Below are 15,621 nucleotides of genomic sequence, written 5' to 3'. Positions count from 1 at the left end.
GCACCGGCGGCGGGTCCACCCGCCGCCGGTGCCGTCCCGCGTCAGCCGAATCCATCCCTGACCCCGGCCCAGCGTCATGCCCTGCGACATGTGCGCGGGGTGGCGTTGCGGGACCGACCCGCCGCCCTGGACACCATCACCCGGCTGCTGGAGGCCGCCGGGATCCGCGTCGACCCGCGGCAACTCGTCGCGGCGATCGGCCGACAGGGCCTGATCACCCTCAACTTCCACCCCGACCGGCTGCTGGCCGACGGCCGCACGGTCGCGCAGGCCCTGGCCACCGAGGGGGTCTACCGCAGCCAGTTCGAGACCGGAGTCTCCAACGGCGGGTTGACCGCCTACCCGGGCGGTGACCGGGACCGGTGGGAGCAGCGGATGTTCGGTGGGGCGTACCAGCGGCCGGGGGTGCGCCCGGCGGAGCGGCCCAAATACGGGGGCCTGAACCTGCTCGATCATCCGGACGGGGCGGCTGCCCGCTTCGGCTCCTGCCATCTGCGGTTGCACCCGGAGGTGCTGCACCGCACCACCTTCTGCTTCGGCGACAGCCATCTGGGCCCCTCCGTGTTCGGCACCCCGGAGGTCTGCGACCCCGTGGTGGCCGCCCTGCTCGCCGCCGCGGTGACGACCGGCGGGTGTCTGGGTCGTACCGGTCTGGACCTGATCGTCCTCACCGAGCGGCTGCTGCGCCACCACGAGCAGGATCTCGCCACGGCACCCGCCGGGCGGGCCCTGGACGACTACATCGAGGCCCAGGTGCACGGAGAGGTGCGGCTGGGGCGGGATGTGCGGGAACTCGTCGCCGATCCCTCGTTCCAGGGCACCCCGGTCGGTGCGGCCCTGGCCGCCGCCGCGCAACGCCACGGTTTCCGGCTGCGATGGCACGCCGGTTTCACCCTGCCGGTGGACCAGGTCGACGCGGAGTTCCGGGGGCCGGCCATCCCACCCCTGGCCGCCCGGGTGCACGCCGAGTTCGCCCGGCCGGGCGAACCCCTGCACGCCGCCCTGATCGGCCGGGCCGCCGCCTCGGTGGTCACCGAGCCGCAGCGCTGGGCGGACCGGGGCCCGATCACGGACACCCTGCAACACCTCAAGCAACTGTGGCACGTACTGGTGCGCTTCGGTCTCCCCGCCGCCGGCGGGTGACCCACCGGTGGCGCGAGAGCGCCGGGGGTTGGCGGTGGGCGGCTCGGCACGTCCGGTTCCGGGCGGCCCGGGTAGGGATGTCCGGATCGGTGCGGTGAGCCGGATCTCAACCCGCAGGTCAGGGGGCATTTCCGGAATGACCGAAACATCGCCCTGGTTGTCCTCCCCAAGGCGCCGGCACCCCACCGGCGTCGGCAGTTCCCCCGAGAGCGGCTCAACCCCGAGCGGCTCGTAACGATCGAAAGGGCAACCATCGTGAAGTTCGACTTCACTCGATGGCTCCCGGCCATCGCGACGAACCCGAATCGCAAGACCACGCTGAGTGTGGTGGGCGTAACCGCCCTCGCCGGGCTGGCATTCGGCCCGACGGCCGTCGCCGCACCGCTCGCCAACAGCCCGCACGAGGGCGCCGTGGCGGCGATCGACAAGGCCACCGGCCAGGAGACCGCCGTCACCACGGCGGAGTCCGCCACCGAGCGCGCCGACCGGGCCTCCTCCAGCAAGCCGAGCCGAAGTGAGTTGATCCCGCACGGCGTACAGGGCCTCCAGTCGCGGGTGCCGCTGGACGACGCCCAGCGGCAGAACGCCAAGACCATCATCGAGGTGGCCAAGCGGACCGGCGTCGGCGAACGAGGCGCGGTGATCGGCATCGCCACCGCCTTGCAGGAGTCGAAGCTGTACAACCTGGGTCACCTGGGTGCGTACAACGACCACGACTCGCAGGGGCTGTTCCAGCAGCGGCCCTCCAGCGGCTGGGGCACGGAGGCGCAGATCACCGACCCGGAGTACTCCTCGAACGCCTTCTTCCAGGCGCTGAAGAACGTCGACGGCTGGCGGGACATGCCGCTGACCGCCGCGGCGCAGACGGTGCAGGTCTCGGCCTACCCGTTCCACTACGCCCAGTGGGAGGAGCAGGCGGCGGAGGTCGTCTCCCAGCTCTGGTGACCCCGAACGACCGTTTCCCGGCCGACCCCGCGACCCGCGGGGTCGGCCGGTTCGTGTTCCGGGTCGTCAGACTCGTTGCCCGGGTTTCCAGCCCATGATGGTCCGGGGAGGTTCGCCGGTGCCGTCCCAGACGGAGGCCTGCACCATGAACTGGTTGGCGAACCGTTCCCGGCCCACCGTGGTGTCCTCCCCGTGCCCGGTCAGCAGCACCGTCTGGTCCGCCTTGCTCAGCAGGCCGCGCAGCGAGCGCAGGGTCTGGGCCCGGCTGCCGCCGGGCATGTCGGTGCGCCCGATCGTGCCGGCGTACAGGGTGTCACCCACCAGGCAGTACGACTCGCCATGCCGGTCGCCGGGCAGGTTGAACATCACCGAGCCGGGGGTGTGGCCGGGGGTGTGATCGACCCTTATCTCCAGACCGGAGACCGTGATCAGGTCACCGTCGTTGAGGGTGTGCACATCGTGGGGCTGCCGCCAGCTCCATTCCGGGCCGAGCAGTTGCGCGAACTGGGGACCGAACTCGTCGCCCAGTCCGCTGAACGGATCGGCCAGCATGTGGTGGTCCGCCGGGTGCAGGTAGATCGGCAGGCGGTGGGTGGCCTCGACGGCCGGCACCGAGTAGGTGTGGTCCAGGTGGCCGTGGGTCAGCAGCACCGCCCGGGCGGTCAGGCCGTGCCGGTCCAGGGCCTGCCCGAGGCGCTCGGCCACCCCGTAGCCGGGGTCCACGACGACACAGTCGCCCCCTTCGGCGGTGGCCACCAGATAGCACTTGGTGGCGAAGGCGTCCGCCACCACGGTGGTGATGAACATGTCGCTCCTACTCGACGGTCAGGGTGATCGCGGCCCGAACCTGCTCCTCCAGTCGGTTGAGGCCGGCCTCGTCGTCGGCATCGATCAGGAAGGTCACCGCCCGGTCGTCCGAGCAGGTCAGCGGGCCGAGTTCGGCGCCGGGCGGCTTGAGCGCCAGCACCGCCCGCAAGGTCGGCGGGTCACCCGGCTCACCGGGACGCACGGTCGGCCACAGGTCGGCCTCGCCGATCCAGCGCACCCGCTCGCCCGGCCAGTCGACGGTGACGTCCCGCAGCACCCCCGGCTGGTGTTCCAGGTAGACCTGGCGGGCCCAGCGCCGGGGCCGGGGGTAGTCGACCTGTTCGCCGAGCGCGATCCCGATGATGGGTGCCTCCAGGGGGACCCCGCAGGCCAGGTGGTAGAGCAACGAGATGCCGTCGCCCGGGGTACGGGCCGCTATCTCCATCAGGACGGGCTCCCCGGCCTCGGTGACCCGCCACTCGGAATGGGTCACGCCGTCGGCGAAGGCCAGGCCGGTCAGGATCCGCTGGTTGGCCTCGGTGAGCAGGTCACCCACCTCCCGGCCGGCGATGCGCACCGGACCGGCCAGGATGGTGTGGGACAGCTCCACGAAGGTGCGTCCGTGCGTCTCGGTGGTCTCCTTGCGGGTGACCGCGGCGAACCGCACCTGGCCGTGCTGCACCAGCGACTCCACCGAGAACTCCTGGCCCTCGACCCGTTGCTCGATCAGCAGGGTCTCGTGGGAGGGATAGTCGCCGAGCAGGTCGGCGACCGCCTCCGGGCAGTATGCGGCGAGGACCCCCGAACTGGCGTGCCGGGCGGTCGGCTTGACGACCACCGGATATTTCAGGGCGTGCAGGTCGACGGTGGCCCGCCGGTGCGCGGGCACCGTCAACGAGGGTGGGCTCAACTCGGGCAGATAGCAGCGTTGCAGGTACTTGCTGCGGCAGGCCCGGCTGGCGCGCAGCCCGGGGGAGGGCAGACCGAGCATGTCGGCGGCCAGGCCACTGGGTTCGACCAGGGTCTCCTCCATGGCGTACAGGCCGGTCACCTCGTAGCGTTCCCGCCAGTCCTGCAGCACCGCCAGCACATCGGGGTTGAAGGAGGACTCCCGGTCCATGGCCCCGGCCGCGTAGGCGACCTCGGTGATCAGGTCGGCGGCCGGGCCCGGCCGGCTGAGCACCGCCTCGACCTGCGCCCGCGAGGTGTCCGGGCAGAGCACGAGGATGCGCAGGTCCCGCCGGGCCAGTTCGGTCAGGAGACGGTGGTTGCGGCAGATGACCCGGAACGCTCCGGTGAGCACGAAGGCGCGCGGCGACAGGGGGCGCGTCGGCGGCATGGTGGCTCTCCATTCAGTCTTGAGGTGCGGCGGGCATCTCGCGCAGCTTGGCGATCGGGGACAGGGCGATCCAGAGGGCGGACAGGCAGAAGCCGACGGCGGTGATGATCAAGGTCTCGCGGATCCCGATGAGGGTGCCCAGGGTGCCGCCGAGCAGCGCACCGATCGGCATGCTGCCCCAGGTCACGGTCCGCATCCCGGCGATCACCCGACCGAGTTGGCGACGCGGGATGAGCATCTGCTGAAGGGTGGCCACATTGGTGTTGCCGACGGTCATGAACATGCCGCTGACGAAGAACATCGGCAGCAGGATGGCCAACGCCACCACCGGTGGGCCGCCGGCGGCCGGCAACAGGATCTGCACCACCGAGGCCACGCCGTAGCCGACCGCGATCACCCGTCCCGGGCCCAGCCGGTCGGCGAGCCGCTTGGCCAGGCCGGCGCCGATCAGCGCACCGATCGCGCCGACCCCGAGGATCAGGCCGAGCACGGCGCTGCCCAGATCCAGGACCTGGATGATGAACAGCGGCAGCAGGGTGTTGCGGGCGATGAAGAACAGGTTGTTCACCCCGGACCGTACGGTGAGGAAGCGCAGGTAGCGGTCGCGGGCGATGAACCGCAACGCCTCGCCGATCTCCGCCAGGGTCCGGCGCCTGCCCTCCGGGTTGGCCGGGGCCTGCTCGGTCTGCCGGATGCCGGCCAGGGCGCCCAGCGACACCAGACTGGCCACCGCGCTCATCGCCAGCACGACCGGTGCGGCCAGGACCTGTACCAGCACACCGCCCAGGGCCGGCCCACCGGAGTTGGTCACCACGATGCTGGCCTGGAGCTTGCTGTTGCCGTCGAGCAGTTGGTCCCGGCCGACCAGGGAGGGCAGGTAGGCCGATCCGGACACGTCGAACAGCACGGCGCAGACGCCCAGCAGGAAGGCTACGACGATCAGCATGTTGACCTGGAGCAGTCCGGCCAGGGCCAGCGCCGGGATGGCGGCCAGCGCCAGGACCCGGCCGATCTCGGCGGTGACCAGCAGGGACCGCTTGCGCCGCCGGTCGATCCACACCCCGGCCCACAGGGAGATCAGCAGGTACGGCGCGAATGCGGCGCTGTTGATCCAGCCGAGCTGCTGAGCACTGGCGTCGAACATCGTGATGGCCGCCAGCGGCAGCACCAGTTCGGCGACATTGGTGCCGGTACGCGACACGGTCTGGCTCACCCAGTACCTGCGGAAGTCGGCGTGCCGCCACAGCCCGCCACCCTTGGGAGTGGGCGGGTTGAGCAGGGTGCTGGTCACCGCGCCCCCCTTCCCCAACCGGCCTCGACGGCGGCGCTGACCACCCGCTCGGCCTGACTCGGGTTCAGCCGGGGATCACAGGCCGAGGTGTACCGGTCGAGGTACCCGTCCAGTTCGGTGGCGGAGTCGACGCATTCGCCCACCGGCTCCGGGGTGGTCTCCAGGTGGAGCCCGGACATGGTCAGCCGGTGCTCGCCCAGCACGGTGAGGAAGGTCCGCACCTCGTGGATCACCTCCGCCACCACCCGGGTCTTCTGCCCGTGCCGGTTGCGTCGGGTGTTGCCGTGCATCGGGTCGCAGACCCACAGCACCCGCTCTGCGGCGGGGCCGAGCACCTTCAACAGGCGGGGCAGTTCCGTGCCGACCCGGTCGCCCATTCGGACGATGAGACTGAGCCGACCCGGGTCGTGTCCCCGGGTGAGTCGTGCCGTCAGGGCGGCGATCTCCGTACCGGCGGCGTCCGGGCCCACCTTGACCCCGACCGGATTGCTGATCTGTTCGGCGAACTCTATGTGCGCCCCGGTGGCCTGTCGGGTGCGCTCGCCGATCCAGAGGAAATGGCCGGAGGAGGCGTACCTGCCGCCACGGTGGTCGTCGTCGCGGACCAGGGCCTGCTCGTAGTCGAGCAGCAGCGCCTCGTGCCCGGTGTAGGTCAGGGAGAAGGCGCTGTCGGCGTCGCCCAGGGTAGGCAGAAGATCGGCCAGGAACAGGTGGTCCAGGGTGCGGGCGGCGTGCTCGTACGCGGCCAGCAGCCGACGGGCGTCACTGACCCGGGCGGCCGGGGTCGGCTCCGGTGAGTTGACCGCGTCACCCCGGTAGACCGGCAGCAACTGCCCGTCGGGGGTGCGCTCCCAGTCCTGGGAGCGGGGCTTGGCGTACTGGCCGGCCATCCGTCCGATCCGGACCACCGGGCGGCCGGTGCCGTACTCGATGATGTCCGCCAGGGCCGCCACCAGGTCGATCCGGGCGGCGGTCCGCTCCTCGGTGGCGTCGGCGAACCGTTCCGCGCAGTCGCCGGCCTGGAGGACCAGGGCCTCCCCGGCGGCCACCCGACCCAGCTCGCGGTGCAGCGAACAGCAGGAGGCCGAGGTGACCAGGGGAGCCTCGGCGCGCAACCGGTCCAGTACGGCGGGCAGCCCGGTGCCGGGATCCCAGGGCGGCTGCTGAGCGGGGAGAGGGCGAGGCGCCTCGAGCAGCGAGGTGCCGGGCTCATCGGTCATCGGGTCGTCCAATCGCTGGTTCCTTGCGGGCCTCGGCCAGCAGCCGGTCCAGGCGGACCTTGCCGGTGACGCCGCGCGGGATGTGTCCGACCGCCTGCACCAGCCGCGGCGGCGGCACCCCGGGCAGCGCGGCACGCAGCGCGGAGTGCACCGTCTCCGGGCTGGAGCCGCCGGCGTAGTACAGGTCGTAGTGTTCGGCCCGCACGTCGTCGACCCGGGGTACGCAGACCACCTCGGTGGTGGGTAGCTCGGACCGCAGGCTGTTCTCGATCTCCTCCAGCCGGACCCGCCGACCGTTCACCTTGATCATGCGGCTGGCGCGGCCCACCAGGTCGAACTGTCGGCTTCCCACCGGGCGCACCAGATCCTCCATGGTGTGCGTTGCCGGCGGCCGGGTCTGTGCGGGGGTTCGAGCCAGCCGAGGGCTGGCCACCCGCAGGGGCTGCTCTCCGGTCCCCGCACCGACCAGGGTGACGTCGTCGAACAGGGTCCAGGTGGTGGGGGTGGCCGGCCGGGGGGCGAGCCGTCGGTGGGCCACCCCGCCGGTCTCGGTGGAGCCGAGGATCTCCACCGCCTGGAAGGCGCCGCCCGCCACCTCGCGCAGCACCTGCCGGGTGTGCCGGGTGATCGGTCCGCTGCTGTGCACCGCGGTCACCGCCGGAGCGGCCCGCAGCCGCCCGACCAGGCTGCGCAGCAGCACCCAGGTGGCGGGCAGACAGACCAGCAGGGTCCGCTCGTCGTCGGCGAGGCTCGGGGGTTCCAGGGGGTTCTGCCACAGGTGCCGCACCGGTACCCCCAGGTGCTGCGGCAGCAGGACCCCGAAGAGGTGACCGTAGAGGTGTTCCGTCGGGGCGTAGGTGACCACCCGGTCGAACGGTGCGCCGATGACCTGGGCCAGCAGCTCCACCTCGGCCTGCAACTGCTCCTGGGTACGCCACCAGACGCCCGGCTGCCCGGACTGCCCGGAGGTGGCGAAGGCCGTCTGCGGCACCGCGGCGGTGGTCATCTCACACCGCCCAGTGACGCCCGATCCTCCAACTGGTCACGGACGAAGGTGGTCATCCGGCCGAGGGTGGCGAACCAGTAGCGGACGTCCTGGCCGACGAAGTCGACCTCGATGTCGAAGCTGCTCTCGATGGCGCTGATGCACTCCAGGGCGGTGAGGCTGTCGTAGCGGCTACCCAGGGCGGTGGCCAGGTCGTCGTCCGGGCCCAGGTTGTCGACCGGCTCGCCGATGGTCCGCCGCAGGACCGCCCGAATCTGTTGCTGCAACTCGTCGGTGTTCATCGGACCTTCTCTCGCTAGGACGCCCGGTCGGCACGGGTCAACTGCCCGGCACGCTGGACGAATACGTGACTGGGGGAGGTCGGGCGGAACTCGATGTACAGGAAGGACACCGGGCCCAGGGCCGCGGCTATCTCGGTGGCCAGGTCCGTCCGGAAGTCGTCGTCACGCTCCGGACCCAGACAGCAGGTCACCGCGGCGTGCCGGAAGGGTCCCTCCTCGGCGGGCAGCGCCTCCACCGGGAGGCCGCCACTGAACACGGTGCCGGGCGGGGTCTGGGTGAATCGCAGCACCACATGGGCCGGTGTCACTCCCCGCTGGGCGAACCAGCGGGTCAACCGGATCGCTACCGAGCGGCGGGCGGCGACCTCGGTGGCCGGGGTGTCGATGATGATGGTCGGCATGTCGGCTACGACAGGGTGAGGGCGGGCAGGCGGAACCCCGGATCGGCCAGCCGGCGGCGGAGCAACCCGTGCAGGCAGCGGGCCAAGGGGTCCGGTCCGGGTGGGGCCAGTGGACTCCAGGCCACCCCGGCGGCGCTGGTGGTGCGGTCCAGGAAGGCGGCCAGCGGCCCGGGGTCCACCCCGATACCGAACCGCCCGGCGGTGAGGACCGCCTCGTAGGTGGAGAGCAGGTCCGGCATCCGGTTGCCCTGCCCGGCCCAGCCGCCCCCGCGTACCCGGTGGGTGTCCAGCAGCGCCTGGACCCGGTGCGGCTCGGGGTGCCCGGCCCAGGCCAGGATGCGGGCCTGCTGCAACCCCGGACGCAGCCCTTGCGCCGGTGCCGCGGCGGCGTACCCCGCGACCCGTTCGACCGACACCCGGCCGGCGCCGGTCAGTTCGGCGATGCCCACCGCGGCGGCCGTGGAGACCAGGTCGGAGCCGCGTCCGTGCCAGAATCCGAATCCACCGTCGGGGTTCTGCAGGCCGGCCAGCCAGTCCCCGATCCGGGTGCGGGTGACCGGGTCCTCGGCGAAGGCGCCGGCCGCCAGGGCCCACATGGTGCAGCGGATCTCCGCCCCTCGGCCGGGCATGTACATGATGCCGCCCTCATTGGGCAGTCGGCAGCTCTCCAACCACCGGCGCAGCTCGGCGGCGTCGGCGTCGTCGTCCGTGGTCAGTGCGGTCGCCGCGACGGTCAACGCGTCCGCGGCGAGGCGCGGCTCCCGGTAGGTGAAGCCGCCGCCGGGGCAGCTCAGTTCCGCGATACGTCGGTGCACCGCCTCGGCCGTCCCGGGTGGCACGGGGCCGAGTTGGCGCAGGGCACCGACCGCGCAGAAGGAGGCCCAGACGTCCGCCACCGGGTAGCCGGGCCACCGGGTGAAGGCCCCGTCCGGCAGCCGCTGACCGGTGATCCAGCCGACCGGGTCGATCCTCGGACGGGCGTCGAGCATGCCCAGCGCCGCGACCGCCCGGTAGGTCGCCCACATGCAGTCGGTGTCCGCTTCGGCGTCGAACCGGAAGGCCCCGGAGGGGGACTGCCGCCGCTGCAGCCAGTTCAGCAGGGCCGGCACATCCCACGGTGGTGGGTTCGGGTGTCGGGTGTGCAGCGCCCGCCAGGCGGCCACCCCGTAGTAGACGGCCCGCACGTCGGCCTCACCCGCCGCGGCGTGCCCCGGGGTCCAGCCCAGCCCTCCGTCGCGGGTCTGCAGGGCAGCCAGCCAGGACAGCAGGCGCCGGGCGTCCGGCACGCCGCCACAGACCTCGATGGCGGTACGGGTCGAGAAGTGGGTGGCCCACGCCTCCGGTTCCTGCCCGGGGGTCATCGCGTACGCCTCCCCGGACCAGGTGCCGGTCAGCCAGCGCGCGGTGTCGGCCATCTCCGGCAGGGGCTGGCCCAGATCGGTCAGGGTGGAGGTGCAGTAGAAGGTGGCCCAGGCGTCCGAGGGCATCCCCTTGCTCCACCCGTAGCCGCCGTCCGGGTTGCGGCGTGCGCGTACGAAGTCGGCGGTGCCCGCCGCTGCGGGGGTCTGTCCGGCCCGCCCCAGCCAGGCCAGGGTGCGTACGGCGGCGTACGTGCACCACAGGTCGGGGTCGCCGGTCACCGGCGGGGCCCAGGTGGTCGCGGGGGCGGTCACGAGGCCTCCAGGATCCGGATGTTGGAGCGTTTCCAGCTCTTCTGGGATCCGCCGCTCTTGGTGGTGCTGGGTAGCGAGTTGAGGAACAGCACCTCGGTGTCGTCGAGTCCGAACCGGTCCCGGAAGGCCTCGCGTACGGCGGCGGCCCGCTCCGGCTCGGTCTCCCGGTCGGCGTCGACGTCCCGTTCCAGCAGCAGGCGGAGCCGGTCGGGCGCCACCTCCAGCAGGTAGCCCGTCGCCGTGGTCTGGCCGTACACGACCTGCTCCACGAGGTGCGGGGTGATGGTGACGTCCCGGATCTGTATGCCGTCGGTGCCCCGCCCGAGCACGGTCACGTCCGGGGTGGCCGTGCCGCACGGGCAGTCGGTGCCGATCACCACGTCGTCGCCGGTGTCGTAGCGCAGCAGGGGGCGGGCGTGCAGGTTCAGTGGGGTGACCACCAGCCGACCGGTGCCCGGTCGGTGCGCGTCGGTCAGGCCCTCGGCGGTGAGCAGTTCGCAGTAGTTGGCCGCGGTCAGCAGGTGCAGCCGATCGTGCCGGCAGGCGGCGGCCAGGGTGCCGGTCTCGGTGCTGCCGTAGCTGGCGTTGTACGCGGTGGCACCCCACCACTGGCCCAGCCGGGCCCGCATGGCCGGCACGCTGACCTCGCCGAGCAGCATGATGGTGCGTACCGAGGCGCGCAGTTCGGTCAGCAGCCCGCGCTGCTTGAACAGCCGGGTGAGCTGCAACGCCACCCCGGGTGCGAGGAACAGCACGGTGGGTCGGAGGGTGGTCCACAGACTGGCCAGCCGGTCCCAGTCGGAGATCCCGGTGGCGAAGGGGTAGGCCCGGGCGTGCAGCAGGTCGAGGTGTTCGCAGACGGTGGCGACCAGGTCGCCGACCGGAACGATGTCCGAGGGCAGCAGGCTGAGCACCCGATCGTCCTCGCGCAACATGCCCTGCCAGGCCTGGGCGACCGACACGGTGTTCCACACCAGGTCGTCGACCAGCCGGGGGGTCGGGGTGGCCTGCCCGGTGGTGCCGGTGGTCTCGTAGTACTTGATGCCGTCGTCGACCGTGGCGGCGAAGAACTCCCAGGGGTCCTCCTTCAGCCGGTTCTTCGGGGTGACCTCCAGGGCGGTGAAGGCCTCCCAGCTGAAGTCGCCGAGCTTGGCGTACGCCGGGGCGTTGCGTGCCCGGGTCCACACCGCCGCGATCTTGTCGCTGTAGAAGTCGGCTCCCGGGATGGTCCCACCCCGCTCGCGTAGCTCGCGGGTGGCCGTCAGCACCGTGGCCAGCCGCTGTTCCGAATTGATCATCATGAGGAGGCTCCGGTTGTGTGCGAGGTGGCATGGAAGATGCATCCGACATGCGAGCCGTCACCGAGGAACCGGATGTCCTGTGGCCGGTCCAGCAGGCCCTTGACGAACCCGCCGCTGAGCCCGGAACCGGTGACGAACATGCCCCAGTGCAGGTGACAGGTCGACGGATCGCCCTCGGCGGACCTGGGATAGAACAACTCGGCCACCGACTCCGCCTTACGCTGCACGATGTAGTCACCGGCGTCGGCGGTCTCCACCAGGGACTCCCACTGCTCCTGCGACACCAGCCAACCGGCCACCACCCCCTGCCCGGCGTGCCCGATGCTCGGCTTGAGCACCAGGTCCCCGCGGTGCTTGCGGACGAAGTCCGCCAGCGAACCCGAATCCGGGGCCGGAGTCTTCTCGGCGTCGGTCATCGACCGGGTCCAGGGCAGTACCCGGTCGATCACCTCCCGCTCGGCATCGGTGAACCGGTCGGCGTGGACCGGGTCGCCGAGCATCGCCAGGGCCGCCTTGGCGCCGTAGAGGTCCGCGTTCAGCGGGGTGAAGACGGTGACCGCGCCGGTGCGTACGGCCTGCTCCAGCACGGCCAGCCGCCGCCCGGCCTCCGGATCCTCGGCGGCGGTCTTGAGCAGGAAGGTGCGGTAGACCACGTCGATGCGCTCACCCCGCGCGGTCAACCCTGCCGAGGTCAGCTCCAGGTCGTCCACCGTGCAGCTGAGCACCCGGAAACCCCGGTCGACCATCAGGTCGATGAAGAGCGAGGCGTTCACGGCCACCGGGGAGGTGACCCAGTCGACCAGGGCCACCGTGGGTCGGTCGGCGAGGCTCAGCCCGGCCAGCCGGGTCAGGGTGTCGCTCATCTCGACCAAGGGGTCCAGGTAGTACAGCTCGTCCGCGGCGAAGTCCTGGAAGGAGGGGTCGCTGAGGGTGGCCCGGCACAGCTCGCCGAACTCGAAGGACCCCAGCGAGCTGGAGGTGTTGAACTCCACCAGCTGAAAACCCTCCGGGGTACGCACCAGGTCGGCGCGGCCCAGTGGCACCGGCGGACCGGACAGGCAGGCCAGGGCCTGCGCCGCGCCGGGCTGCTGCCAGCCCAGCGCCCGGGCGAAGGCCGTCTCGTCGCCGTCGAACAGTCGCTGAGGCAGCGCATGCAGGGCACTCAGCAGGGTGCGCAGGTCGTGATCGAGGGTGCGGGTCTGTTCGGCGTCCAGGAAGACCGGTCGGGTCAGCAGGGGCCGGGTGAACCACGATCGGAAGCGCTGGTAGCCGGGCAGTTCGGTGTCCAGGGCGCGGCTGGCCCCCCGGTGCGGAGCCAGGAAGGCCCGGGTCGGCGCATTGTCGATCACGACGCCACCCCGGCCAGATCCTCGGCGTTCTCCCAGAGCACCGGCACCACCTTGTCGGTGGCGGGATGCCGCGTCACCGCGCTCACCCGTTCGACGACCACCGCCTCCGGGCTGTGCCGGTTCACCACCTCCAGGTCCTCGTACCCCTGAACGAGCTGCTCACGGATGCCCTCGGCGTCGGGGTTGGGGCCGGTGTAGCGCAGCCGGAGGCCGACCACGGCGGCCGGCACCCGGGGATCGCGGTACAGCACCAGTTGGACGTCCTCCACACCGTCCAGGCCGGCGGCGTTGCGCAGCAGCACCCCGGCCGAGATCATGCCGCCGCCCAGCTTGAAGTTGTCGTCGGCCCGGCCCAGCACCTCGATGGCATCGGCCTCCCCGCAGGGGCAACCGGTGGCGGCGATCCGGTCGCCGAGCCGGAACCGGCGGGCGTCGGTCGGCCAGCCCTCCCCGTGGCGGGTCAGCAGGGCGCCCCCCTCGTCGGGCTCGATGACCTGATCGGGCAACAGGTGCATCGCGCCGAGGCGGCATCGGGGGCCGCTGGTGGCGATCACGAAGGTCTCGATCGAGCCGTAGTTCCCCCAGAAGCCGACCTGGGGGAAGGCGGCGCGGATGGCCCGCTGCCGGGCGGCGGTCATCGGCTCACCGGACCACAGGGCCGCGCGTACCGGCAGGGACAGTCCGATCTCCCGCACCGCGTCGGCGAAGTGGGCCAGCACGTTCGGGGCACCGGCGATCGCGGTGACCCCCATGTTGATCAGATCCGGTGCCCATTGCCGTACCTCGGCGGGGTTGAGCGCACCCATCGGCGCCACCACGGCCCGACTTCGCAGGGCGAAGGCGTTGTAGAAGTACTGGGCGCCCCACATCTTGCCGACCGAGAACAGGTTGAGCAGCACGTCACCCGGGCCCAGCGGCTGCCAACTGGCGAGCACCCGGGTCACCCCGAGGTCGGGGGAGAGGGCCGTGATCTTGGGAGTGCCGGTGGTGCCGCCGCTGCACACCAGCAGGCCGCCGTCGCGCCGGGCCCGGGCTGCGGCCTGCGCGGCCAACTCGGTGTGGGTCCACGGGGAGTCGTCGCCGGTGAGGGCGACGGGTGAATTGCCGATCGGGGTCACCTGACAGCTCCTTGGCGGTAGTGACGGTCATGACGTGCGGCGTAGGCCCGGAACCGCCCACCGACGACCCGCTTGATCGCCTCGGGGTCGCCGAACAGGCCGGTGACCGCCCCGTCGGCCTCCAGCTCGGAGAACCAGAGCTGACCGGAGTCGGTGCGGAGCAGGTCGACACAGACGTACGCGAGGTCGAACCTGCGGTGCACCAGGGCGACGAGGTCGTGCACGGACTGCTCGACGGTGTCGCGTTCCTGGACCCGGGCCCCGCGACTGACATTGGCGACATGGGAGTCCGAACCGGGGATGCGGTCGTACATGGCGACGATCTCGCCCTCCACGGCGACCACCCGCAGGTCGGCGACGACCGTGCCGACCGACGGCTGCACCAGCATGCTCGCCGCGCTGCCGGAGGCCAGTCCGAGCACCGCGTCCAGGGTGGCCCGGTCCGGGCAGCGGACACAGCCCAGGCCCCGCCCCCAGGACACCGGTTTGACGAAGACCGGGAACCAGGAGTCCGGCACCAGGTTCTGGTGCCCTAGCCGATCCACGTCACGACCGGTGTTGACCCGCACGGAGGGGATGACCGGCACGGGGGAGTCGGCCAGTTCCCGGGCGGTGGCGAACTTGTCGTTGGTGAGCACCGCCTGGTCCAGGGGGATGGCCAGCCAGAAGCCGAGGGCCTGCAGGCAGCGGGTGAGGCTGAGCCCCCACCACAACGCCGGCTCGTGCACCGGCTCGGTACGGGCGTCGTAGACCACGATGTCCCGGGCCGGGTCCAGCGGCTCGTCCCGCCAGTACGCCGTGTCGCCGGCGATCAGTACGTGTTCCGGGTCGGCCACCGCGAAGTCCATGCCGGCCTCGGCGGCGGCCCGTCGGTAGGTGGGCCAGAATTCCTCGTGTTCCCAGCGCCGGGCCTGGGCGGAGGAACGGTCCGGAAACAGGTAGAGGATCCGCTTGCGGATCATGCTCATCGCCCGAACAGGGCGCCGCCGTTGACCCCGAGGACCTGCCCGGTGATCCAGGAGGCCTCGGAGCCGGCCAGGAATCGTACGGCGGCGGCGATGTCCTCCGGGGTGCCGGCCCGGCCCAGCAGGGTCTCCGCGACCAGTTGGTCGTGTCGGGCGGAGCGACCGCGTTCGTTGAAGAACTCGGTGTCCTGCACGTAGCCGGGCACCACCGCGTTGACGGTGATGCCGTCCGGGCCGCCCTTGCGGGCCAGCCCGAAGCCCCAGCCGAGCAGCCCGGCCTTGGCCGCGGCGTAGGCGTCCCCGCCACCCCGGTGGGCGGCGATCGAACTGATGTTGACGACTCGGCCGCCGGGGCGGCGCAGCGCCGGCCACAACGCGTCGGTGAGCATCATCGCGGACAGCAGGTTGGCCTCGATGGTCAGCTGGTAGCCGGCGAACACCCCCTCGGTACCGGGCCCCGGGTCGTCGACGATGCCACCGGCGTTGTTGACCAGAACGTCGACCGCGGTGGGCATGGTCCGGGCGGCCTCCAGCAGGTCGGCCGCCACGGTCAGGTCCACCGGTACGGCACGCACGTTGGGGTGTTCCGCGGCCAGCTTCTCGAGCGGTTCCCGGCGGCGGCCGAGCACGTACACCTCGTCACCGTCCGCGGCGAACCGGCTGGCGATCGCCCGCCCGATGCCGGTACCGCCGCCGCTCACTACCACAACCCTGGGCATCCCCGAATCCCTTCACCGGTCATCGCTGGTGTCGGGAACCAGGCTTGTGAGGGGCGCTTCCCA

The 15,621-nt window shown here is 71.8% G+C and carries 15 protein-coding genes; 2 read left to right on the top strand and 13 right to left on the bottom strand.

Annotation, left to right across the window (positions count from 1 at the left end):
* Nucleotides 1-99: 99 nt before the first annotated feature.
* Together ABZ795_RS02565 and ABZ795_RS02560 are read left to right on the top strand one after the other, a co-directional pair.
* Complete coding sequence (locus ABZ795_RS02565; protein WP_357528331.1) at nucleotides 100-1,143, top strand: DUF3626 domain-containing protein; 1,044 nt, start codon at nucleotides 100-102, stop codon at nucleotides 1,141-1,143.
* A 255-nt stretch (nucleotides 1,144-1,398) separates the two neighbouring features.
* Nucleotides 1,399-2,088 carry a hypothetical protein gene (locus ABZ795_RS02560; RefSeq protein WP_357528196.1) on the top strand — a complete coding sequence of 230 codons (690 nt, stop codon included), beginning with the start codon at nucleotides 1,399-1,401 and terminating at the stop codon, nucleotides 2,086-2,088.
* A gap of 66 nt (nucleotides 2,089-2,154) precedes the next feature.
* Here ABZ795_RS02560 and ABZ795_RS02555 read toward each other — a convergent pair whose 3' ends face one another.
* Genes ABZ795_RS02555 through ABZ795_RS02495 form a run of 13 tightly spaced genes read right to left on the bottom strand, consistent with a single transcriptional unit; the run spans nucleotide 2,155 to nucleotide 15,558 of the window.
* A complete protein-coding gene (locus ABZ795_RS02555) occupies nucleotides 2,155-2,895 on the bottom strand; it encodes an MBL fold metallo-hydrolase (RefSeq protein WP_327025865.1) in 741 nt (246 codons plus the stop codon).
* 7 nt (nucleotides 2,896-2,902) lie between these two features.
* Nucleotides 2,903-4,234 (bottom strand): ATP-grasp domain-containing protein, encoded by a 1,332-nt coding sequence (locus tag ABZ795_RS02550; protein WP_357528194.1) that lies wholly within the window; start codon nucleotides 4,232-4,234, stop codon nucleotides 2,903-2,905.
* A gap of 13 nt (nucleotides 4,235-4,247) precedes the next feature.
* Nucleotides 4,248-5,525 (bottom strand): MFS transporter, encoded by a 1,278-nt coding sequence (locus tag ABZ795_RS02545; protein WP_327025867.1) that lies wholly within the window; start codon nucleotides 5,523-5,525, stop codon nucleotides 4,248-4,250.
* A complete protein-coding gene (locus ABZ795_RS02540) occupies nucleotides 5,522-6,745 on the bottom strand; it encodes a 3-deoxy-7-phosphoheptulonate synthase (protein WP_357528191.1) in 1,224 nt (407 codons plus the stop codon). The genes ABZ795_RS02545 and ABZ795_RS02540 overlap by 4 nt, the downstream gene beginning before the upstream one ends.
* A complete protein-coding gene (locus tag ABZ795_RS02535; protein WP_357528189.1) occupies nucleotides 6,735-7,751 on the bottom strand; it encodes a class I adenylate-forming enzyme family protein in 1,017 nt (338 codons plus the stop codon). Before ABZ795_RS02535 ends, ABZ795_RS02540 begins: the two co-directional genes overlap by 11 nt.
* A complete protein-coding gene (locus tag ABZ795_RS02530; protein ID WP_327025870.1) occupies nucleotides 7,748-8,032 on the bottom strand; it encodes an acyl carrier protein in 285 nt (94 codons plus the stop codon). Before ABZ795_RS02530 ends, ABZ795_RS02535 begins: the two co-directional genes overlap by 4 nt.
* Nucleotides 8,033-8,046: 14 nt before the next feature.
* Entirely contained in the window at nucleotides 8,047-8,433 is a 387-nt protein-coding gene (locus ABZ795_RS02525) for a hypothetical protein (RefSeq protein WP_357528187.1), read from the bottom strand.
* Nucleotides 8,434-8,438: 5 nt separating this feature from the next.
* Nucleotides 8,439-10,106: a prenyltransferase/squalene oxidase repeat-containing protein gene (locus ABZ795_RS02520; protein ID WP_357528185.1), complete on the bottom strand. Its 1,668-nt coding sequence runs from the start codon at nucleotides 10,104-10,106 to the stop codon at nucleotides 8,439-8,441.
* Nucleotides 10,103-11,404: a hypothetical protein gene (locus ABZ795_RS02515; protein ID WP_357528183.1), complete on the bottom strand. Its 1,302-nt coding sequence runs from the start codon at nucleotides 11,402-11,404 to the stop codon at nucleotides 10,103-10,105. Before ABZ795_RS02515 ends, ABZ795_RS02520 begins: the two co-directional genes overlap by 4 nt.
* A complete protein-coding gene (locus ABZ795_RS02510; RefSeq protein WP_357528181.1) occupies nucleotides 11,404-12,756 on the bottom strand; it encodes a hypothetical protein in 1,353 nt (450 codons plus the stop codon). Before ABZ795_RS02510 ends, ABZ795_RS02515 begins: the two co-directional genes overlap by 1 nt.
* A complete protein-coding gene (locus ABZ795_RS02505; protein ID WP_357528179.1) occupies nucleotides 12,753-13,874 on the bottom strand; it encodes an AMP-binding protein in 1,122 nt (373 codons plus the stop codon). The genes ABZ795_RS02510 and ABZ795_RS02505 overlap by 4 nt, the downstream gene beginning before the upstream one ends.
* The gene (locus tag ABZ795_RS02500) at nucleotides 13,871-14,842 is read right to left on the bottom strand and encodes a hypothetical protein (RefSeq protein WP_327025876.1); all 972 of its coding nucleotides are present in this window, start codon (nucleotides 14,840-14,842) and stop codon (nucleotides 13,871-13,873) included. Before ABZ795_RS02500 ends, ABZ795_RS02505 begins: the two co-directional genes overlap by 4 nt.
* Nucleotides 14,839-15,558 carry an SDR family oxidoreductase gene (locus ABZ795_RS02495; protein WP_327025877.1) on the bottom strand — a complete coding sequence of 240 codons (720 nt, stop codon included), beginning with the start codon at nucleotides 15,556-15,558 and terminating at the stop codon, nucleotides 14,839-14,841. Before ABZ795_RS02495 ends, ABZ795_RS02500 begins: the two co-directional genes overlap by 4 nt.
* Nucleotides 15,559-15,621 lie beyond the last annotated feature (63 nt).

It is taken from the genome of Micromonospora sp. NPDC047134 (assembly GCF_040643455.1).
GTDB lineage: Bacteria > Actinomycetota > Actinomycetes > Mycobacteriales > Micromonosporaceae > Micromonospora.
This window is presented reverse-complemented; position numbering and strand designations above follow the sequence as displayed.

Excerpts from the sequence above, each read along its gene's own strand:
- ABZ795_RS02535 (WP_357528189.1), bottom strand. The coding sequence starts at position 7,751 with ATGACCACCGCCGCGGTGCCGCAGACGGCCTTCGCCACCTCCGGGCAG.
- ABZ795_RS02500 (WP_327025876.1), bottom strand. The coding sequence starts at position 14,842 with ATGAGCATGATCCGCAAGCGGATCCTCTACCTGTTTCCGGACCGTTCC.
- ABZ795_RS02530 (WP_327025870.1), bottom strand. The coding sequence starts at position 8,032 with ATGAACACCGACGAGTTGCAGCAACAGATTCGGGCGGTCCTGCGGCGG.
- ABZ795_RS02555 (WP_327025865.1), bottom strand. The coding sequence starts at position 2,895 with ATGTTCATCACCACCGTGGTGGCGGACGCCTTCGCCACCAAGTGCTAT.
- ABZ795_RS02525 (WP_357528187.1), bottom strand. The coding sequence starts at position 8,433 with ATGCCGACCATCATCATCGACACCCCGGCCACCGAGGTCGCCGCCCGC.
- ABZ795_RS02540 (WP_357528191.1), bottom strand. The coding sequence starts at position 6,745 with ATGACCGATGAGCCCGGCACCTCGCTGCTCGAGGCGCCTCGCCCTCTC.
- ABZ795_RS02495 (WP_327025877.1), bottom strand. The coding sequence starts at position 15,558 with ATGCCCAGGGTTGTGGTAGTGAGCGGCGGCGGTACCGGCATCGGGCGG.
- ABZ795_RS02515 (WP_357528183.1), bottom strand. The coding sequence starts at position 11,404 with ATGATCAATTCGGAACAGCGGCTGGCCACGGTGCTGACGGCCACCCGC.
- ABZ795_RS02550 (WP_357528194.1), bottom strand. The coding sequence starts at position 4,234 with ATGCCGCCGACGCGCCCCCTGTCGCCGCGCGCCTTCGTGCTCACCGGA.